The organism is Xanthobacter sp. NM-59 (genome assembly GCF_021401125.1).
In the GTDB taxonomy this organism is placed as follows: domain Bacteria; phylum Pseudomonadota; class Alphaproteobacteria; order Rhizobiales; family Xanthobacteraceae; genus Xanthobacter.
Genome location: NZ_JACBFQ010000009.1, coordinates 82,268 through 102,043 on the forward strand (window position 1 = coordinate 82,268; position 19,776 = coordinate 102,043).

Here is a 19,776-nt window from a genome sequence, read left to right on the forward strand (position 1 = left end):
TTCCTCCCTGTCATTGCGCCGTGGCCGGCGCCGGGCGCCAGACCAGAAGCCGCTTTTCAATGGCACTCACCAGCATGTCGATGATGATGACGAAGATGGAGAGCACCACCATGCCCGAAAACACGCCGGTGACGTCGAACACGCCCTCGGCCTGATGGATGCGGTAGCCGAGCCCGGCCGCCGCGCCCAGATATTCACCCACCACCGCGCCCACCAGCGCGAAGCCCACGGCCGTGTGCAGCGAGGAGAACATCCAGGTGAGGGCGGACGGCCAGAACACGTTGCGCATGAGCTGGCGCTCATTCATGCCCAGCATGCGCGCATTGGCGAGCAAGGTCGGGCTCACCTCCTTCACGCCCTGATAGACGTTGAAGAAGACGATGAAGAACACCAGCGTGACGCCCAGCGCCACCTTGGACCAGATGCCCAGCCCCAGCCACAGCGCAAAAATAGGCGCCAGCACCACGCGCGGCAGCGCGTTCGCCATCTTCACATAGGGGTCGAACACGGCTGCCAGAACCGCCTTGCGGGCAAACCAGAAGCCGATGAGCACCCCGCCCGCGGCGCCGATGGCGAAGGCCAGCAGCGTTTCCAGCAGCGTGATGCCAAGGTGATACCAGATGGCCCCCGAGTAGAAGTCGAGGAAGGTGCGCTGGAACACCGCCACCGGGGTAGAGAAGAAGAACGGATCCAGCACATAGAACGGCTTGGCCGAGATGGCGGGAATGTTCAGCTTCACCGTGGAGCCGAGATGCCAGATGGCCAGCAGCACCACGGCCACCAGCAGTTGAAGCCCCAGCAGAGTTGAGCGGCTGCGCATCATTGCCCTTGCTCCACCGTTTCCGATTGTCTGTAGCCCTTCACCACCTCATCCTTCAGCGCCGCCCAGATCTCCTTGTGCAGCCGGTGGAATTCGGGATCGAGCCGCACGTCGATGTCGCGCGGGCGGGCGATGGGCACCTTCCATTCGCCAATGATGCGCGCCGCCGGCCCCGCGCCCATGATGACCACCCGATCCGCGAGCGCGATCGCCTCTTCCAGATCGTGGGTCACGAACATCACCGCCTTGCGGTCGGCGCTCCACAGGTCCAGCAGCAGGTTGCCCATGATCTGGCGCGTCTGCGCGTCGAGGGGACCGAAAGGCTCGTCCATCAGCAGGATCTTGGGGTGGCGGATCAGCACCTGGGCGAGGCCTACGCGCTTCCTCTGCCCGCCCGAGAGCATGTGTGGATAGCGATCCGCGAAGGCGGCCAGGCCCACGCGCGCCAGCCATTCGCGCGCCTCGGCCCGCGCCTCCGCCTTGGGGGTGCCGACGATGTCGAGGCCGATGGCCACATTCTCGACCGCCGTCTTCCAGGGAAACAGCGCTTCCGCCTGGAACAGGTAGCCAGCCTTCCGGTTCAGGCCGGACAAGGCCTCGCCGAAGATGGAGACGCTGCCGGAGGCGGGCTTCAGCAGGCCGGCGGTGGCATTGAGAAGGGTGGACTTGCCGCAGCCCGTGGGCCCCACGATGGCCACGAACTCACCATCCGCGACCGCAAGGTTCGCGTCATCCACGGCGACGAAGGAGGCCCCGCCGCGCTTGGCATTGGGAAAGGCGATCCGCACCTTCTCCAGAACCACGGCGCTCGTCTGCACCTGTGGAGCCGGCTGGACCACACTGAGAACTGGCGACACCCTTCCCTCCCTGGGTCGCTGAAATTGTACCCGCCGCGTGTTCTTACCGCCGCGGACGGGCGCGCAACGTAGCGGGGCCTCGGTTACGGAAGCAACCCACCGCGTGCAGGAAAGGGAGGAAATGAAAGACTTTTCAGCGCTTGAGCGGTGTGCGGTGCAGCAGACGAACGCCGCCAGCGGAGGTCGTCACGCCGGATCGCGCTCCGGTAATGCGACCAGGATCAGCACGCCGAGCACGGCCATATAGATGCGGAAAGCGGCGTCCTGGCCATTCCACTCCCGCGATTGCCACATGGCGAAATATTCGCCAGCGACCACCATGAAGCCGAAGAACCAGACCAGGAAGGCGAGCGCGGCGCCCATATAAACGAGCCCCTTCGCGCATTCGAAGACGGCGGCGGGCGCGCGCAAGCGGGCCAGCATGGCCAGGGCACCAGCGGCGAGAAGCAGGCCGCTCAGCCCCTCCGCGGCGATGATGGCGGCGTAGGCCGCCCGCCAGATCCGCTCATCGGTAATGGCCCGCCCCATCAGGGCGTTGCCGGGAAAGGTCGTGTCCATGCTCAGCACATGGCCCACGAACGCATAGTTCGAGCCGTAGTCGACCAGGTTTCCGTAGGCGACGATCAGCGCATAGGCGGCGAGCGACGCCACCAGTACGACCTTTGCAAGGCGCAATCCCATCTCTGGCTCCCGCATCGCGGCGCAAGGCTCCGAGCGGCGCGAGGAGCATCATCTCCCCGCCGCCGGCGGGCCGGCTGGAACCAGAGGATATATCAGCGCCGACGGAAATTCTGCTGGCGGCGCGCGCCGGGAGGCGGTGCGGAACCCTCGACCTTGTGCCGGAAGTTGATGCGGCCGCGATCGAGATCATACGGCGACATCTCAACCACCACCCGGTCACCTTCGATGGTGCGGATGCGGTTCTTCTTCATCTTGCCGGCGGCATAGGCCAGGATCTGATGATCATTGTCCAGTCGCACGCGGAAATTGCCGTCGGGCAGGACTTCCGTGACGGTGCCCTCGAACTCCAGCAGCTCTTCTTTCGCCATATAGCCTTCTCCAGTGACCCCGATCGGGGCGGAATTGGCGGGCCTTATCTCACGTTTCCGCGTTCCGGCCCATAGGTGTCATGCATGCGGGAAGCGCTTTTCGGCGCCCCCGCACCTGGTTTGAACCTTCGCGAACCTCAGCGGCCCGGGCGCTTGGCGCCCTTGCCCTGGGTCTCACCGCGCGGTGCGGAGCGAGACGGCACCGCCTTCATGAAGCCGATACCACCCAGCTCGCCACCGGTGGGCCGGCTGCCGGAACGCTCCCCGCGTGCGGCACGGCCTTCGGGACGCTCGGAGCGGCTGGGGGCGCGGCCATCCTCATGACGGGGCTGGCCGCCACGGGACTGCCCGCCACGCGGCGGCTGGCCGCCACGCCCTTCGCGACTCTCGCCGCCCCGCGCCTCGCGCGGCTGGCCATCGCGGCCCTCCGCACGAGCGGGGGCCGGGCGCTTCTCGCGACGCGGCGCCTCGTCCCGTCCGCCCTCACGCCGGCCACCTTCGGCCCGCGCATTCTCGCGGCGATCACCATCCTGGCGCTGCCCGCCATTGCGACCGCCCTCGGGACGGCGCGGACGACGCGGCGGACGACCGCCACGCACTTCCTCACGCGCCTCCACGGGGGACACCTCCAGCGGCGTGCCTTCCGGCACCTCGAAGGCGGCGCCCGAGCCACGACGGTCACTCGAGGGGATCTGCATCTTGATCAGCCGCTCGATGGAGCGCAGGTAAGCGCGCTCCTCGTGATCGCAGAAGGAAATGGCGATGCCCTCGCGGCCGGCGCGCGCGGTGCGGCCGATGCGGTGGACATAACTCTCGGGCACGTTCGGCAGATCGAAATTGATGACGTGGCTCACGCCCGTCACGTCGATGCCGCGGGCGGCGATATCGGTGGCCACCAGGGTGCGCACGGTGCCCTCGCGGAAGGCGGCGAGCACGCGGTCGCGCTGGTTCTGGGACTTATTGCCGTGGATCGCCTCGGCAGCGATGCCCACCTTGGCCAGCACACGCACCACCTTGTCGGCGCCGTGCTTGGTGCGGGTGAACACCAGGGCCCGGTCGATCTCTTCCTTGGCGAGGACCTCGGCCAGCAGCTGGCCCTTGTTGGGCTTGTCCACCAGCACCACGCGCTGGTCCACGCGATCGGCGGTCTTGGAGACGGGGGTCACCGCCACCTGCGCCGGATCATGCAGCATGGAACCCGCCAGCTCGGCGATGGCCGAGGGCATGGTGGCGGAGAAGAACAGCGAGTGCCGCTTGTGGGGCAGCCGGCGCACGATGGCGCGGATGGCGTGGACGAAGCCCATGTCCAGCATCTGGTCCGCCTCGTCGAGAACGAACACTTCCACCTGGTCGAGCCGCACCGCATTGTTCTCGGCAAGGTCGATGAGGCGGCCGGGGGTGGCCACCAGCACGTCGACGCCGCGCGAAAGGGAGCGGATCTGGCGGCCCATGGGCACGCCACCGATGGCGAGCGCCACCGAGATGCGCGCATGGCGGCCGAACTTCTGGAAATTGTCGACGATCTGGCCCGACAGCTCGCGGGTGGGCGAGAGCACCAGAGCGCGCACCGCACGCGGCTCCGGCCGGCGCGGATGGCGCAGCAGGCGGTCAAGAATGGGAAGGGCGAAAGCGGCGGTCTTGCCGGTGCCGGTCTGGGCGATACCGATCAGGTCGCGGCCGGCGAGAATTTCAGGAATGGCCTGGGCTTGAATGGGGGTCGGCGTGACGTGCCGCTCTTCATCGAGGGCACGAACGATGGGCTCGGCGAGGCCGAGGGCAGAAAAAGAGGTCAAGCTCTGTCTTTCATGGGCGAACGGCGCCGGAGCGCGCACGCGTGGCGCTCACGCGGCGGCACAGCTCGCGAGGATCTTCGACATCCCGCGTGGCCAGGGGTGTCCAAAAGAAACATGGAATTCGGGCTAAGCCGCCTGAGACGCTTCCAGGATAATGAAGCTCCGAGCGGTCTCCGCTACGCGGCCCGACAGCGCCGTCACGCGCAGGTGTCACTCGCGATCCTCTCTGGATCTCGGGAACGCCGCCTGCCGACGGATCACTATGGCAGTGCATATGACGCATCCCCATGACGATTTCAAGGCGGCGGCGCCAACACCAGCCGCTTTTCAGCGACGAAACGTCGGGCGCGCGTACTCTTTTCTGCCGCACTGCATCTCCATATAGAGCGCGAGAATCCCGTGCCATTGCGGCGCGGGCCATATCCCGTCATCTCCCCAGCGCAACCACCGGGGCATATGACGGGCGGAGGCGCCATGTTCGACCCCCAGGCTTTGATCGACGCCACGACCACCTTCGTGCAGGAGCATCAGGCCCTGGCCCCGGCCATCGTGTTCGCCCTTGCGTTCGGCGAGTCGCTGGCGCTCGTGTCCTTCCTTGTGCCCGCGACCGTGCTGCTGCTGGCCATCGGCGCGCTGGTCGAGGCATCCGGCCTCCACTTCTTCCCCATCTGGCTTGCGGCGGTCGTGGGCGCGTCCCTCGGCGATGCCGTCTCCTATTGGTTCGGCTTCTATTACAAAGAGCGCGCGAAGACCTTCTGGCCGCTGTCCAGGCGCCCCGATCTGGTGGCGCGCGCCGAGGACTTCTTCACCCGGTTTGGAATCTGGGGCGTGGCAGTCGGCCGCTTTTTCGGGCCCGTGCGAGCCGTGGTCCCGCTCATCGCCGGCATTCTCGCCATGCGCCAAAGCCATTTCCAGGTCGCGAACGTGGCCAGCGCGGCGGTCTGGGCCTTTGCCATGCTCGCGCCCGGCGCACTGGCGCTGAAGCTGATCGGCGGCTGAGGCCGCACGGCTCCGGCCCCCGTCATACCGGAGCGCCACCGCACCGGACGCGCTTACCGTGTTCATGCGGCAATGCCGAAGCTTGTCTCCCCCGGGTATCCTATATATGAATGGATATACCAACCGGGGGAGATAATTTCCATGATCGATTTTGCCATCCGGCGGCGCGGCCTTGTGCTGGGCCTTGTCCTTGCCAGCACAGCATTTTTCGGCCCCGCGCGCGCCGAAGAGGCGGCCCGCGCGACCGCAGCTTCCGCCGACACCACGGTCACCACCTTCGCCGCGGCGAGCCTCACCAATGCCTTCCAGGATATCGGCAAGGCTTATGAAGCCAAGAACAAGGCCTCGCTGAAATTCTCCTTCGCCGCCTCTTCCGCCCTCGCCAAGCAGATGGAAGCGGGTGCGCCGGCCAACATCTTCGCCTCCGCCGACCTGAAGTGGATGGACTTCGCCGAGCAGAAGGGCCTCATCGTGCCGTCCTCGCGCGTGGTTCCCATCGGCAATGAGCTGGTGCTGGTTGCCCCGGCGGACAGCGCCAAGCCCGTCACCATTTCCAAGGGCATGGACATCGAGGCCCTGCTGGGCCCCAAGGGCCGCATCGCCACGGGCCTGACCGACAGCGTGCCGGTGGGCATCTACACCAAGACCGCCTTCACCAATCTCGGCGTGTGGGACAAGGTCGCTCCCCGCATCGTCGGCGCCGAAAGCGTGCGCGCCGCCCTTGCCCTGGTGGAGCGCGGCGAGGTGCCTTACGGCGTGGTCTACGCCACTGATGCCGCCATCGCCAAGAACGTGAAGGTGGTCGCGGTGTTCCCGGCCGACAGCCATCCGCCGGTGCAATATCCCTTCGCCCTCGTGAAGGAGCACGACACGCCGGAAGCCAAGGCCTTCTTCGCCTTCCTCACCAGCCCCGAGGCCAAGGACATCTACAAGAAGTACGGCTTCTCGGTGAAGTGAGGCACCGCGGCGGTGGCCCAGCGGCGGCGACCCGCGTGCCTTGCATGAGAAAAAGACTGCAGGTGCGAAGATACGCTTCGCACCTGCAGCACTTCGGTTTACAATTTTTGTGACATTGCTTTTCGGAATTTTCACATGCTGCTGACACCAGAAGAATGGACAGCGGTGGCCCTGAGCCTGAAGGTTGCCTTCTGGTCCACCATCTGGAGCATGCCGCCGGCCATCGTGGTGGGCTGGATCCTGTCCCGCACCGAATTTCCCGGCAAAGGTCTGTTCGACGGTTTCGTGCATCTGCCGCTGGTTTTGCCCAAGGTCGTGGTCGGCTACATCCTCCTGCTCACCCTCGGCACCCGCGGCTATCTCGGACAATTTCTATATGAGTGGTTCGGCATCAGCCTGATGTTCACCACCGCGGGCGCCACCGTGGCAGCCGCAGTGGTGAGCTTTCCGCTGATGGTCAATGCCATCCGCCTCGCCCTCGATGGTGTCGACAGGGGCATCGAGACCGCCGCCCGCACCCTTGGCGCCAGCCGGCTCGACGCCTTCTTCACCGTGACCCTGCCGTTGATGACGCCCGGCATCCTCTCCGGCGCCCTCATCTCGCTGGCATCGGCGCTGGGCGAATTCGGCGCCACCATCACCTTCGTGTCCAATGTCGAGGGCCAGACGCGCACCATTCCCCTCGCCATCTACAGCGCCACCCACATGCCGGACGGAGACGCCATGGCGCTGCGCCTCACCGCAGTCTCGGTGGTGCTGGCGCTGAGCGCGCTCGTGCTCGCGGAGATGGCAGACCGTCGCATCAAGATCGCGCTGGGCCGGATATGATCGATATTGACGTCACCCTTGACCGCGGCACCGGCTTCAAGCTCAGCGCGCAGTTCACTGCCCCGGATTCCGGTGTCACCGCTTTGTTCGGCCGTTCCGGCTCGGGCAAGACCACCATCATCCAGATCGTCGCCGGCTCCGTGCAGCCCAATCAGGGCCGCGTCCAGGTGGGCGACGAGGTGTTCGTGGACGTGGAGAAGGGCATCAACCTGCCCATCGAGAAGCGGCGCGTGGGCTATGTGTTCCAGGATGCGCGGCTGTTCCCCCACCTCTGCGTGGACAGCAACCTGCGCTATGGCCAGCGCCGCGCCAAGCACGACCACTCCATCAGCTTCGACGCGGTGGTGGACATGCTCGGCATCGGCCACCTGCTGAAGCGCCGGCCGCACACCCTTTCCGGCGGCGAACGTCAGCGCGTGGCCATCGGCCGCGCCCTGCTGGCCCAGCCCCGCCTGCTGCTGATGGACGAGCCGCTCGCCTCCCTGGACGAGCAGCGCAAGCAGGAGATCCTGCCTTATCTTGAGCGCCTGAGAGACGATCTGCGCCTTCCCATCCTGTATGTGAGCCACTCCATCGAGGAAGTCCTGCGCCTCGCCGACACGGTGACCGCCCTGAAGGACGGAACCATGATCGCCAGCGGCCCACTGGCGGATGTGCTCTCGCGCACGGATCTGGCCCCCGTTCTCGGCCGGTTTGATCTCGGGACCATCCTCGATTGCACCGTGAAGGCGCACGACACAAACCTCTCCCTCTCCACCCTCTCCTTCGCGGACGGGGAACTGCGCGTGCCGCTGGTGGACCGGCGCGTCGGCTCGCCGGTGCGCGCGCGCATCCGCTCGCGCGACGTGTCGCTGTGCCTGTCACGGCCCATTGATGTTTCGGTGACCAACCGATTGGCGGGCACCATCGGCTCCATCCGCAAGGAAGGCGGGCCTTATGCGAATGTGGAGGTGGTGCTGCCCCACGGCAAGCTCCAGTCGCTCGTCACGCTGGAGAGCGTTGAACGACTGGCGTTCGAGGAAGGCATGCCGGTGTGGGCCATGATCAAGGCTGTCGCGGTGGACAGTCGCTCGCCGAACTTCCCGCTGCAGGACGAGCCCTTCACCCCGCCTGCGCATTCAGCGGCGCCGGCTCTTCGCCTGGTTGCCGGGCGGTCTCATCCGCCAGAGCCTGAGTAAGCTCATCCAAGGTGGAGCGGGTGGCCTTGGCAGCCTGCCGCTCCATGGCGCGATAGAGCGCGATGAGCCTCTCGCCGAAAGCGGTCACCTCCGTCCCTGCCCCGCGCCGGCCGGGATAGGTCACGATCACCTTCTGCTCGAACATGCGATCGAGCTCATCCACCAGCAGCCACGCGCGGCGATAGCTCATGCCAATCGCCTTAGCCGCGGACAGGATGGAACGGTGCTCGCGAATAGCTTCGAGCAGCATGATCTTTCCCGGGCCCAGGCGGCGTCCATCGGGAAAATCGACCCGCAGGAACAGGCGGGATGACAAGTCTTGACTCACGGCGCCTCCTCGACGTCTCAGGGCCACATGCTTTGTGCCCTGGGGCGGGCGGACGGCACCCCCCAGTATCGCCCGACAAGCTTTCCTTTTACCGCAGATCCGGTGCCCACGCCACAGATCAACTTTTGCTGAGCACGCTCGCCACCGGCGGCCGCATCCAGCGCCGCTTTAAATCCGCGAAAAAGTGAGCAGCCGCAGGCTTGGAAACCACGGGGAGAACGACGCGGGTGCCTCGCGGCCCGGCGGAAAAGCCAGGACCAGCGCTCAGCCTGCGCAACACGCCGCAGTGCAGGCCCTGCCCACCAAGGGAGGTTCAGGCCCGCGCGGGCCGGCCGATCCGCTTGGCCTTGGCAATGCGGTTGTTGACGAGGCTGGAGAGGATGACGATCACCGCCACCGTGGTCACATAAGCGATGACCTGCATGCCCGTGGGCTCCGCGCGGTAACCCACGAGCGTGCGTAGCACCCGCCCGAGGGCGCCCTCGTCCGACAGCAGCCAGCTGCTGTTCCACACCGGATCCGCGAGCGACTGAATGAAGCCGGCATCCTGCAAGATCCCAACGACCTGCGCAGAGAGCCCCGCCGCCAGCAGCGTGATGACGAAAGCCGTCACCTTGAACAGATATTTCAAGGGCACCGCGACCAGCCCGCGATAGAGGATGAAGGCCACCACCGCGCCGGCCAGCAGCCCGAGCAGGCCCCCGCTGACCACGTTCGGCACGCTCTCCATGCCTGTGGACATGATGCCGTAGACGAACAGGACGATCTCGACGCCCTCCCGCAACACCGCCATGCCCACCACCACGGCGAGGGCTGTGAGGGGCTTGCGGCCTTCCTTCACATCCTTGCCCACCGCCTGCATCTGAATGACCATTTCGCGGCCGTGGCTCGCCATCCACACGACGGTCCACACCAGCATGACCACCGCCACCGCAAGAATGGAGGCGTTCAGCAGCTCCTGGCCCGACCCGTCGAAGAGGTTGGAGATGCGTTCGGCAAACACCGCGAGGACCGCCGAGCCGAGCATGCCGCCGAGCACGCCGGCGCTGATCCAGAGCCCGCGCCCACGGATGCCCTCGGACGCCGCGAGCACCACACCAATGACGATGCCCGCCTCGAGCACCTCACGAAACACGACGAGGAGGGCCGCCAGCATGTCACATCTCCTTTCAGGCCACACCGGAACCAAAGGCCAGACACCCGCCGCGACCCCGCAGGGCCACAGCCGCGCCACGGCCCGGTGCACCAGGAACTGAGTTGAAGCGCGAAGAACCGCTTCTGGAAGATTTCGCGAACAATTTAGAATGACTCAAAAATTCAAAGCTTCAGCCGCATGTTCATGGGCCAGATAGATGCCACTTATTTTTAACACTGCCGCCAGCTCCATGTCAGCCGGGCGCCATTAGATTGGAATGAGTTTAAATTGGCCTGACAGGCAGAGGCGCGGTGGAAGACAACCAAAGAGCGGCCGCATGCGGGCGCTGCGCGCAATTCAACAGGGGCCGCACCCACGACCGGCACTTTGCAGCTGTGGCAAACGGCATCATCGGCGCGACTGTGACTTTCATCCCAAACGGAATACCAGCTCCTGCAGCGAAGATGCTTGCACGCCGATACCTGTAATGTAATTTGACCTAGGGTCATCGCGACATAGAACAATTCCATTATTTGGCCACGACCTTGCGAGGCCGGCGACCCCTCCCTAAGCTGCCCGCGCTGGGGAGGCGGAGCCTTTGCGGTCGCCCCTGTCGTTTGAATGTTATTGGCCCGAACCAGGAGACAGGTTGATGCGCGCGCATTTCATTGCCGGCGCGATCGCCGCCGTGGTGAGCTTCGCGGCGCCGGCTTTTGCCGAAGCGCCCAAGCCCCGCGATGTGATCACCCACTATGCCGACCTCGCACAGACCATGTATGGCGCGTCCTACGAGACCGCCAAGCAGATGCAACAGGCCATCGACGCCTTCGTTGCGGCCCCCAGCGCCGAGACCCAGCAAAAGGCGAAGGATGCGTGGAAAAACGCCCGCACCTTCTACCAGCAGACGGAGGCCTTTCGTTTCGGCAACAAGATTGTCGATGACTGGGAAGGCAATGTGAACGCCTGGCCGCTGGACGAGGGCCTTATCGATTACGTGGACAAGTCCAAGTATGGTGAAACCTCGGACGAAAATCCGCTCTACACGGCCAATGTCATCGCCTCCAAGACGATCCGCATCGGCAAGAAGACCATCGACGTCACCAAGATCACTCCGGACCTGCTGCACGACCTGAACACGGCGGGCGGGGTGGAGGCCAATGTCGGCTCGGGCTGGCACGCCATCGAATTCCTGCTGTGGGGTCAGGACCTCAACGGCACCGGGCCCGGCGCCGGCGCCCGCTCCTGGACCGATTATGACCTGAAGGCCTGCACCAACGGCAATTGCGACCGTCGCGGCCAGTATCTGAAGGTAGCCACCCAGACCCTGGTGGATGACCTGAAGGAAATGACCGACTCGTGGGCCCCCAAGGGCGCCGCGCGCAAGGCGCTTTTGAAGAAGAAGGACAATGCGGGCCTGGCTGTCATCTTCACCGGCCTCGGCTCCCTCTCCTATGGCGAGCTGGCGGGCGAGCGCATGAAGCTCGGCCTGATCCTGCACGACCCGGAAGAGGAGCATGACTGCTTCTCCGACAACACCCACAACTCGCATTATTACGACGAAGTGGGCATCCGCGACGTGTATTACGGCCGCTTCACCAAGCCCGACGGCACCACCGTCACCGGCCCGTCCGTCGCCGATCTGGTGCGCGCCAAGGATCCGAAGGTCGCCGACGAGATCGACCAGAAGTCGGACGCCGCCCTCGCCGCGCTGAAGGCCATCAAGGACACCGCCGATTCCGGCGAGATGGCCTATGACCAGATGCTGGGCGAAGGCAATGAGAAGGGCGCCAAGCTCGTGCAGGCCGGTGTGGACGCCCTGGTGGCCCAGGCCCACGCCATCGAGCGCGGCGTGGCCGTCCTCAAGCTGCAGATCAAGGTTGAAGGCTCCCAGAGCCTCGACGAGCCCGCGGCCATCGGCAAGAAGTGAGGCTTTGGCGGTGATCTCACGCCGTGCATTGATGCTGGGAGGGGCCGCGGCGGGAGCCGCGGCCTTCGTGCCATCCGCCCTCGTGGGCGAGGAGCTTCCCAAGGCCATCGACACCCTGCCCCCCGATGCCCCCCAGCTGCGCCTGTCGCTGGCGGCGGAGGAGATCAAGGTGCCCCTGCTCGGCGCGGACAAGCCGCCCACGCCCCGCTTCTGCTCCTATAATGGAAAGCCGTTCTTCACCCTGCGTGCCCCGCAAGGCACGCGCCTGATGGTGGAGTTCGACAACAGGCTTCCCGACCCGACCACCGTGCACTGGCACGGCATTCGCGGACCCTACATCTTCGATGGCGTCGCGCCCATCACGCAGCCCGTCGTGCCCGCCGGGGGCCGCTTCTTCTACAATGTGCCGCTGCCGGATCCCGGCTTCTATTTCTTCCACCCCCATTGCGACGAGACCGGCCAGGTGGGGCGCGGGCTGGTGGGCCTTCTGTTCGTGGAGCACCCGCGCGAGAAGGAGGTGCATTTCGACCTGGAGCACATCATCGTCGTGAAGGACTGGCGCCTGGATGAAGCGGACGGCCGCTGGCTCCAGATGTTCACCGATGAAGGCGCCTCCACGGCCGGTTCCTTCGGCAATGTGCGCGCGGTCAACGGCTCCGTCGTTCCGCCGCGGGTGGAGGCCCCCGCTTATGGCGATGTGCGCGTGCGCGCCATCGTCGCCGATGCCACCCGCGTCATTGATTTCGGCTGCGACGTCGAAGAGGCGGCGGTTATCGCCATTGATGGCCAGGCCACCAAGCCCTTCGCCCTCGATGATGCCCCTGATGGCGTCTGGCGCATGGGCCCGGCCATGCGGCTCGATGTGCATGTGCGCATGCCGGCGCCCGGGCAGGAAGTGAAGATCTATGATTACCGCACCGCCGAACCGTATCTGCTGACCACCCTGGTGGCGGTGGACAAGGGGCGCAGGAAGGTCCCTTTCAAGCCCAAGGCGCTGCCCACGCCCGCCGAGCTGCCCCTGCCGGATGTGGCGAAGGCCTCCCACCTTGATTTCCTGGTGCAGACCGCCGCCGGCGCCACCGCCATCGCCCCGCCCTTGCCGCCGGACGATCCGCTGGCGAAGGCGCTCATCGATTCCCTATGCGTGGGCGACAAGACCTTCTGGGCCATCAACCGCAATTCCTGGGGCGCGGGGGCGGACCTGCGCCTGCCGCCGCCGCTGAACGTGCTGAAGAACGGCGAGAGCTACGTGCTCACCATCACCAACGTGACCAAGCACGTTCACCCGATGCATTTGCACGGGCACGTCTTCAAGGTACTCTCCTCCTCCAAGAAGAAGAACCTGCCGCAATTCCTGGCGGATACGGTGATCGTCGAGCCCAATGAGAGCGTCGACATCGCCTTCAAGGCCGCCAGCGGCAACTGGGTGTTCCATTGCCACATCCTCGAGCACATGGATTCCGGCCTCATGGGCTGGTTCCGGGTAGCGTGATGGCCCGCACCAAGATTCATGCGGCGCTTCTCGCCACCGCCCTCGCCTGCGCCCTGCCGCTGGTGGCGACGCCAGCGCGCGCCCTCGACGATCTGGACGTGCACATGGGCAAGGCCCTGTTCAAGCGCCCCTGGACGCCCGCCCCCACCACAACCCAGGCCGATGATGGCCTTGGCCCCCTGTTCGATGCGCGCTCCTGCGCCTCCTGCCACCCGGCCAGCGGGCGGGCGGCGGCGGCCTTCGACGCAAAGGGCCAGGTGGAAGGGCGCGGCATGGTTCTGATGATCGGCCAGCCGGATGGCGCGGCCGATCCCATCTATGGCCGGCGCCTGCAGATCGACGCGGTGCCGGGCCTCACGGCGGAAGGCATCATCGCGGCGGACGACACCGCCTTGCCGGATGGCCGGCGGGCGCGCAAGCCCCGCATCGACGCGCCGGCTTACGGCCCGCTCAGCGCCAGGAGCGGCCTCTCCCTGCGCGTTGCGCCGGACCTCCACGGTCGCGGCGCCATGGCGGCGGTCTCCGATGCCACGCTGTTGGCCTTGGAGCAGGAGCAGGCGGCGGGGCACGACGGCATTTCCGGCAAGGCGCGCCGCGTTCCGCAGGCGGACGGCAGCGTGCGCATCGGCCGGTTCGGCTGGAAAGCGAGCCACCCCACCATCGAGAGCCAGAGCGCGGAAGCCTTCTTCCTCGATCTCGGCCTGTCGAACCCGCTCCATCCCGAGCCCTGGGGGGATTGCACGGCGGCCCAGGCCGCCTGCCGCGGCGCGCCTCATGGCGCCCCTTATGGCGCCCCCACCGCGGCGCCGGGTGGCGCGCCGGGCTTCGAGATCGGCGCGGCGGTGCTGGACCGCGTGGTGGCCTATGTGGCCTCGCTTCCGGTGCCCCACGGCGCGACGCCGAGCGGCGGCGAAGGCGCGCGCTTGTTCGCCTCCGTGGGCTGCGCCGCCTGCCACCGCCCCGAATTGCCGACAGCGGACGGCGGCAAGGCACGCCTGTATTCGGATCTGCTGCTCCATGACATGGGACCCGATCTGGGTGACACCATGCCGGAGCCCCGCGCCGGCGCGTCCGACTGGCGCACCGCGCCGCTCATGGGTATCTCGCAGGCCATCGGCCGTGATACCGGTCTGCTGCACGATGGCCGTGCCCGCTCCGTTTCGGAGGCGGTGGGATGGCATGGGGGCGAGGCCGCCCCGGCGGCGGCCCGCTTCCGCGCCTTGCCCGACCGCGAGCGCGCCGCATTGCTCGACTATGTTTCATCCCTCTAGGTTCTGGAAGTCGTAACGGATGCTTGAGAACATTGCCCGCCCAGCCTTCGCCACGGCGCGCAAGGCACTCGCCGGCCTCGCCTGCGCCGCGACGCTCGCCACGGCTCCCGCCCTCGCGGCGAACCCCACCTTCGACGCGCCCGCCGTCATCGAGAGCTGGCTTCTGCCACGCTATGACGCCTTGGCCGGCGCCGCCGAGGCCCAGAAGACCGCCTGGAGCAGCTTCTGCGCCAAGCCCGATGCCGACGGCATTGCGGGCCTGAAGGAGGCCTATGGCAAGACCGCCGACGCCTGGAACGCGGTGGAATTCATCACCTTCGGCCCCATCAGCCAGGAGCTGCGGGCCGACCGCTTCAGCTTCTTCCCCGACCGGCGCAACGGCATCGCCCGCGGCATGGCCGAAATCATTTCCGACAGCGATCCCGCGCGCCTCTCGCCCGAGCGTTTCCCGCAGGCAAGCGCCGCCGTGCAGGGCCTGCCGGCGCTGGAGCGGCTGCTTTATGAGCAGAGCGCCGCGGAGGCGCTGGCGACGGGGCCGGAATCGGCGCGCCGCTGCGCCTTTGGCGTCGCTGTCGCCACCAATCTCGCCACGATCTCCCACGACATCCGCGGCCAGTGGGGCGACCGCACCAGGGGGCTTCTGGGCGGGCTTGTCGCCGGCAAGGGCGACCCTGCCCTGTTCCCCGACGCGGCGGCGGTGCCCGGCATGATCCTCACTGACCTTTCCGGCGCCTTCCAGCGCGTGACCGACACCAAGATCCTGCCCGTGCTGGGCGCCGGCCCCTCGGAGGCCAAGCCCCTTTCCGCCGACAGCTGGCGTTCCGGCCGTTCCGGCCGCGTGGCGGCGAACATGGTGAAGAGCGCGGACGAGCTGCTGCGCACCATCGCGACCCAGATGCCGAGCCGGCCGCAATGGGTGGTGAACAAGGCCGCGAAGGAAGCGGACGCCGCCGCCGACAAGCTGCCCGCCGACCTCGGCGCCGCCGCGCAGACCGCCAGCGGCGCCGCGGCTCTGCAAGCGGACATCAAGACCTTCAAGGCCGCCCAGCTCGTGGTTTACCGGCCGATGGCCTCCTATTTCGGCATTTCCCTGGGCTTCAACGCCCTCGACGGCGACTGAGGAGTCCTTCGATGGGATCCGACGAAGAGCGCTCCACGTTTCTGCTCTCGCGCCGCGCATTTGTGGCCGGCGGGCTGCTGGCGGTTCCGGCCTTCTCGCGCCTCAAGGCGGCAACGGCGGACGCCGGCTGGCTCTCCACCGCCGGGCTCGCGGAGGGCTTTGCCGCCGTCTGCGTCGATGGCGCGGGTGACGCTGATGTGGATGCCCCGTCCGCCGCCCGCCTGCACGGGGTGGAGGCAAGCCCCACCGGTCCGCTGGCGGTGGCGGTCGGGCGGCGTCCCGGCAAGCTGGCGGTGGTGTTCCGGCGCGACCGGCCGGGCGTGCTCAGCACCCTGCAGCCAGGGGAAGGCCGCGTGTTCTCCGGCCATGGCCGGTTCTCTGCGGACGGCCGCTTCTTCTTCATGGCGGAGATCGAGCACAGCCAGCTGGAGAATGGCCGGCGGACCATGGGGCGCGGCGTGCTGACATGCCGCGACGTGGCCGGCGGCTTCGCCATCCGCGACCAGTGGTCCACCGGCGGCGACGGCCCCCATGACCTGATGCTCTCCGGCAACGTGCTGGTGATCGCCAATGGCGGCATTGAGCCCAACACGCCCGAGGCGCTCGACGCCGAGGTGACCGGCTCCACCATCGCGCTGCTGGACCCCTCTTCCGGCGGACAGAGGGGCGAGGGGCGGCTTAGCGCTGATCTCGCCAGCCTGTCGCTGCGCCATCTTTCCCGCGATGGAAACGGCAATACGGTGGTGGCCGCCCAGGACCTGCTGAAGGACGGGGTCGCCCGCCCGCTGCTATTCTCCATCGTCGCCGACGGCGCGCTGCGCCCGTTCGATGCGCCGGAAAACGCTTGGCGCGAGCTGCGCGGCTATGTGGGCTCGGTGGCCCATGATGCGTCGGGCCGCTTCGTGGCCTGCTCTTCCCCCCGCGGCGGACGAGTGGCCGTGTGGAAGGCCGACGGGCGCTATATCGGCGCCGTTCCATTGGTGGACGGCTGCGGCCTAGCCATGACTTATGAGCCGGGCAGTTTCATTGCCGCCAGCGGCTATGGCGAGGTGGTGCGCATCGCGGTGAAGGATGATGGCGTCGCCATCGTCGCCCGGCACACGGGCGGCCCCCGCTTCGACAACCACATGGTGCGCATCGGCTGAGCCCGGCCCGCAGCTTCCCCGGGACAGCTTAGCTAAAGGTATGACACCGGCGCGCAATTGTGCTGATCTTCAGGGCCGGCAATCGGCCGGCGCCTGAAGATGAGGTCTCGCCATGAAGTGGGTCGTTCTGGTGGGCAGCGTGCGCAAGGGTTCCTACAATGCCGCCATCGCCCGTGCGCTTTCGGGGCTCGCGCCGGAGGGCGTGAGCGTCGAGATCCTGCCGTCCATCGCCCTCTTGCCCATCTATGACGGCGACATCGAAGCAGCCGGCATTCCCGAATCCGTCACCGCTTTGTCGAACGCCATCACCGGTGCCGACGCGCTCGTGATCGTGACGCCGGAATACAACTATTCGGTCCCCGGCGGGCTCAAGAATGCCATCGACTGGCTCTCCCGGCTCAAGGAAAAGCCGCTGAAGGGCAAGCCCACCGTCCTCCAGTCCGCCTCCATGGGCGGGTTCGGTGGCGCGCGGGCGCAGTATCATCTCCGCCAGGTGCTGGTGTGCCTCGACGTGCCGGTGATGAATGTGCCGGAAGTGATGGTGGGACAGGTCCATACCAAGGTTACCGACGGCACCCTGACCGACCAGGGCACCTTGAGCTTCATCGAGGGGCAGCTCGCCGCCTTCCACGATTTCGTGCGGCGCCAGAAGGCCGGCGCCGGCGCCTGAGCTGCCGCCGCGCGGCGTCCAGACGATGCCGCGCGGCCGCACGGGCGTTGCAATCACAGGGAAGGTCCGCCAGCATGGCGGCCTGTTCAAGGGGCCCGGAAACAAGGGCCCGACAGCACCGCAGCCAAGACAGCATCGCGAACAAGACGGTGCCGGGAGGAAAGAGCTGATGCAGGGACTTGACCGCCACGGCGGCCGGAGTGTGCCTATTCGCGCCCCAGAGCAAGGAGACGGCAGCGCCGCCGCGACCCTGGCCCGAGCGCCCCAGCCCCCATCCCCTCACGGCCACGCGCATCATCCCCCGGCCGGCGCCGTCTTCTCCGGGCCGCCAAACGCGTTCACGCGCGCCGCGGCCGCGATCGAGAGCGTTCTGGCCGCGCTGGTGGAGTGGCCCGCCGGGCTGCTGGTGGCGGCGGAAATCGTCATTCTGTTCGCCGGCGTCATCTCCCGCTATGTCTTCCACGCGCCGCTCATCTGGTCCGACGAGCTCGCCTCCATCCTGTTCCTGTGGCTCGCCATGCTGGGGGCCGCCGTGGCGTTCCGGCGGGGCGAGCACATGCGTATGAACATCATTGCCGGAATGGTGGGGCCGGAGGCCCGCGCCTTCCTGGAGGTGATCGCGGTGGTGGCCGGCCTCGCCTTCTGCGCGCTGCTGTTGCCCCATGCGCTGGAATATGCCGAGGAGGAAGCCTTCATCCGCACACCGGCGCTGGACCTGCAGAATTCCTGGCGAGCGGGCGCCCTGTTCACCGGGCTCGGCCTGATGGTGGCCTTCGCGGTGCTGAAGCTGGCGCGGCTGGGCCGCCCCCTGCTGGTGCTGAAAGCCCTGGTGGTGGCCGGCCTCGTCATCGCCGGGTTCTGGATGGTGGGCCCGGCCCTGAAGGGGCTCGGCAACATCAACCTGCTCATCTTCTTCGTGGGCGTCGTGGCCTTCTGCGTGCTGGCGGGGGTGCCCATCGCGTTCGCCTTCGGGCTCGCCACCTTCGGCTATCTGGCGCTCACCACCCGCACGCCCATGCTTACCATGGTGGGCCGCCTGGACGAGGGCATGAGCCACCTCATCCTGCTGGCGGTGCCGCTGTTCGTGTTCCTGGGTCAGCTCATCGAGATGACGGGGATGGCGCGGGCCATGGTGAGCTTCCTCGCCAGCCTGCTCGGCCATGTGCGCGGCGGCCTGCATTATGTACTGGTGGGCGCCATGTATCTCGTCTCCGGCATTTCCGGCGCCAAGGCGGCGGACATGGCGGCGGTGGCGCCCGTGCTGTTTCCCGAGATGAAGCAGCGCGGCGCCGACGAAGGCGACCTCGTGGCCCTGCTGTCCGCCACCGGTGCGCAGACGGAAACGATTCCGCCCTCTATCGTGCTCATCACCATCGGCTCGGTCACCGGTGTGTCCATCGCCGCCCTGTTCACCGGCGGGCTGCTGCCGGCGGTGGTGCTGGGGGCCATGCTGTGTTTCGTGGTGTGGCGCCGCCATCGCGGCGAAGACCTCTCCCATGTGAGGCGCGCCTCCGGGGGCGAGATCGGGCGCGCCCTGCTCATCTCGCTGCCGGCCATCGCCCTGCCGTTCGTCATCCGCGCGGCGGTCATCGAAGGGGTGGCCACCGCGACGGAGGTTTCCACCATCGGCATCGCCTATTCCGTGGTGGTGGGCCTTCTCATCTATCGTCGCTTCGAGTGGCGGAAGCTGAAGCCCATGCTGGTGGACACGGCCAGCCTGTCCGGCGCCATCCTGCTCATCATCGGCACCGCCACGGCCATGGCGTGGGGGCTTACCCAGTCCGGCTTCTCGCGCGCGCTGGCGGAAACCATGACGCACCTGCCCGGCGGCGCCATCACCTTCATGGCGGTGTCGGTGGTGGCGTTCATCATGCTCGGCTCGCTGCTGGAAGGCATTCCCGCCATCGTGCTGTTCGGGCCGCTGCTGTTCCCCATCGCGCGGGCGGTGGGCATTCACGAGGTGCACTATGCCATGGTGGTCATTCTGGCCATGGGCATCGGCCTGTTCGCGCCGCCGTTCGGCGTTGGCTATTACGCCGCCTGCGCCATCAGCCGTGTCGACCCCGTCGCCGGCATGCGCCCCATCCTGGCCTATCTGGCGGCCCTGTTCCTGGGGCTCGTGATCGTCGCCGCCGTGCCGTGGATCTCCACGGGCTTCCTGTGATCGCGAAGGCTGGCGCGCGGGCCAGCCGGCGGCAGACATGAAA

The 19,776-nt window shown here is 67.1% G+C and carries 18 protein-coding genes; 11 read left to right on the top strand and 7 right to left on the bottom strand.

Annotated features, from left to right (window positions below):
• Positions 1–10 precede the first annotated feature (10 nt).
• The 5 genes from L0966_RS15995 to L0966_RS16015 form a co-directional block, all read right to left on the bottom strand.
• Positions 11–823 (bottom strand): ABC transporter permease, encoded by an 813-nt coding sequence (locus L0966_RS15995; RefSeq protein ID WP_370640767.1) that lies wholly within the window; start codon positions 821–823, stop codon positions 11–13.
• The gene (locus L0966_RS16000; RefSeq protein ID WP_370640770.1) at positions 820–1,659 is read right to left on the bottom strand and encodes an ABC transporter ATP-binding protein; all 840 of its coding nucleotides are present in this window, start codon (positions 1,657–1,659) and stop codon (positions 820–822) included. Before L0966_RS16000 ends, L0966_RS15995 begins: the two co-directional genes overlap by 4 nt.
• A 204-nt stretch (positions 1,660–1,863) precedes the next feature.
• Entirely contained in the window at positions 1,864–2,358 is a 495-nt protein-coding gene (locus L0966_RS16005) for a DUF2165 family protein (protein ID WP_234052961.1), read from the bottom strand.
• A 92-nt stretch (positions 2,359–2,450) separates the two neighbouring features.
• Positions 2,451–2,726 carry a translation initiation factor IF-1 gene (gene infA / locus L0966_RS16010; RefSeq protein ID WP_234052962.1) on the bottom strand — a complete coding sequence of 92 codons (276 nt, stop codon included), beginning with the start codon at positions 2,724–2,726 and terminating at the stop codon, positions 2,451–2,453.
• 137 nt (positions 2,727–2,863) lie between these two features.
• On the bottom strand, positions 2,864–4,519 hold the full coding sequence (locus tag L0966_RS16015) for a DEAD/DEAH box helicase (protein ID WP_234052963.1): 1,656 nt from the start codon (positions 4,517–4,519) through the stop codon (positions 2,864–2,866).
• 474 nt (positions 4,520–4,993) lie between these two features.
• On the opposite strand from L0966_RS16015, the gene L0966_RS16020 reads away from it, so the two are divergent.
• From L0966_RS16020 to modC, 4 genes are all read left to right on the top strand, one after another.
• Positions 4,994–5,518, top strand: coding sequence for a DedA family protein (locus L0966_RS16020; protein ID WP_234052964.1), 525 nt, complete (start codon positions 4,994–4,996; stop codon positions 5,516–5,518).
• 141 nt (positions 5,519–5,659) lie between these two features.
• Positions 5,660–6,475: a molybdate ABC transporter substrate-binding protein gene (modA, locus tag L0966_RS16025; RefSeq protein WP_234052965.1), complete on the top strand. Its 816-nt coding sequence runs from the start codon at positions 5,660–5,662 to the stop codon at positions 6,473–6,475.
• 135 nt (positions 6,476–6,610) lie between these two features.
• Entirely contained in the window at positions 6,611–7,303 is a 693-nt protein-coding gene (modB, locus tag L0966_RS16030; RefSeq protein ID WP_234052966.1) for a molybdate ABC transporter permease subunit, read from the top strand.
• Positions 7,300–8,481, top strand: a complete 1,182-nt coding sequence (gene modC, locus L0966_RS16035) for a molybdenum ABC transporter ATP-binding protein (protein WP_234052967.1) — start codon at positions 7,300–7,302, stop codon at positions 8,479–8,481. The genes modB and modC overlap by 4 nt, the downstream gene beginning before the upstream one ends.
• Here the strand turns inward: modC and L0966_RS16040 are convergent.
• Positions 8,405–8,809 carry a winged helix-turn-helix domain-containing protein gene (locus L0966_RS16040; protein WP_234052968.1) on the bottom strand — a complete coding sequence of 135 codons (405 nt, stop codon included), beginning with the start codon at positions 8,807–8,809 and terminating at the stop codon, positions 8,405–8,407. The two genes, modC and L0966_RS16040, sit on opposite strands and share 77 nt — an antisense overlap.
• Before the next feature lie 313 nt (positions 8,810–9,122).
• A complete protein-coding gene (locus L0966_RS16045) occupies positions 9,123–9,965 on the bottom strand; it encodes an FTR1 family protein (RefSeq protein ID WP_234052969.1) in 843 nt (280 codons plus the stop codon).
• A 631-nt stretch (positions 9,966–10,596) separates the two neighbouring features.
• On the opposite strand from L0966_RS16045, the gene L0966_RS16050 reads away from it, so the two are divergent.
• The 7 genes from L0966_RS16050 to L0966_RS16080 all read left to right on the top strand — a co-directional run bounded on the left by L0966_RS16050 (position 10,597) and on the right by L0966_RS16080 (position 19,733).
• Positions 10,597–11,871 (top strand): imelysin family protein, encoded by a 1,275-nt coding sequence (locus tag L0966_RS16050; RefSeq protein WP_234052970.1) that lies wholly within the window; start codon positions 10,597–10,599, stop codon positions 11,869–11,871.
• 67 nt (positions 11,872–11,938) lie between these two features.
• A complete protein-coding gene (locus L0966_RS16055; protein ID WP_234052971.1) occupies positions 11,939–13,363 on the top strand; it encodes a multicopper oxidase family protein in 1,425 nt (474 codons plus the stop codon).
• A complete protein-coding gene (locus L0966_RS16060; protein WP_234052972.1) occupies positions 13,363–14,634 on the top strand; it encodes a di-heme oxidoredictase family protein in 1,272 nt (423 codons plus the stop codon). Before L0966_RS16055 ends, L0966_RS16060 begins: the two co-directional genes overlap by 1 nt.
• A gap of 19 nt (positions 14,635–14,653) precedes the next feature.
• Entirely contained in the window at positions 14,654–15,754 is a 1,101-nt protein-coding gene (locus tag L0966_RS16065; RefSeq protein ID WP_234052973.1) for an imelysin family protein, read from the top strand.
• Positions 15,755–15,765: 11 nt separating this feature from the next.
• Positions 15,766–16,899, top strand: coding sequence for a DUF1513 domain-containing protein (locus tag L0966_RS16070; protein ID WP_234052974.1), 1,134 nt, complete (start codon positions 15,766–15,768; stop codon positions 16,897–16,899).
• 112 nt (positions 16,900–17,011) lie between these two features.
• Positions 17,012–17,569, top strand: coding sequence for an NADPH-dependent FMN reductase (locus tag L0966_RS16075; RefSeq protein ID WP_234052975.1), 558 nt, complete (start codon positions 17,012–17,014; stop codon positions 17,567–17,569).
• Positions 17,570–17,738: 169 nt separating this feature from the next.
• Positions 17,739–19,733 carry a TRAP transporter large permease subunit gene (locus L0966_RS16080; RefSeq protein WP_234052976.1) on the top strand — a complete coding sequence of 665 codons (1,995 nt, stop codon included), beginning with the start codon at positions 17,739–17,741 and terminating at the stop codon, positions 19,731–19,733.
• Positions 19,734–19,776 lie beyond the last annotated feature (43 nt).

Coding starts and splice junctions, on each gene's coding strand:
- L0966_RS16020 (WP_234052964.1), top strand. CDS start 4,994: ATGTTCGACCCCCAGGCTTTGATCGACGCCACGACCACCTTCGTGCAG.
- infA (WP_234052962.1), bottom strand. CDS start 2,726: ATGGCGAAAGAAGAGCTGCTGGAGTTCGAGGGCACCGTCACGGAAGTC.
- L0966_RS16050 (WP_234052970.1), top strand. CDS start 10,597: ATGCGCGCGCATTTCATTGCCGGCGCGATCGCCGCCGTGGTGAGCTTC.
- L0966_RS15995 (WP_370640767.1), bottom strand. CDS start 823: ATGATGCGCAGCCGCTCAACTCTGCTGGGGCTTCAACTGCTGGTGGCC.
- modC (WP_234052967.1), top strand. CDS start 7,300: ATGATCGATATTGACGTCACCCTTGACCGCGGCACCGGCTTCAAGCTC.
- L0966_RS16005 (WP_234052961.1), bottom strand. CDS start 2,358: ATGGGATTGCGCCTTGCAAAGGTCGTACTGGTGGCGTCGCTCGCCGCC.
- L0966_RS16045 (WP_234052969.1), bottom strand. CDS start 9,965: ATGCTGGCGGCCCTCCTCGTCGTGTTTCGTGAGGTGCTCGAGGCGGGC.
- modB (WP_234052966.1), top strand. CDS start 6,611: ATGCTGCTGACACCAGAAGAATGGACAGCGGTGGCCCTGAGCCTGAAG.
- L0966_RS16065 (WP_234052973.1), top strand. CDS start 14,654: ATGCTTGAGAACATTGCCCGCCCAGCCTTCGCCACGGCGCGCAAGGCA.
- L0966_RS16070 (WP_234052974.1), top strand. CDS start 15,766: ATGGGATCCGACGAAGAGCGCTCCACGTTTCTGCTCTCGCGCCGCGCA.
- L0966_RS16060 (WP_234052972.1), top strand. CDS start 13,363: ATGGCCCGCACCAAGATTCATGCGGCGCTTCTCGCCACCGCCCTCGCC.
- L0966_RS16080 (WP_234052976.1), top strand. CDS start 17,739: ATGCAGGGACTTGACCGCCACGGCGGCCGGAGTGTGCCTATTCGCGCC.
- L0966_RS16075 (WP_234052975.1), top strand. CDS start 17,012: ATGAAGTGGGTCGTTCTGGTGGGCAGCGTGCGCAAGGGTTCCTACAAT.
- modA (WP_234052965.1), top strand. CDS start 5,660: ATGATCGATTTTGCCATCCGGCGGCGCGGCCTTGTGCTGGGCCTTGTC.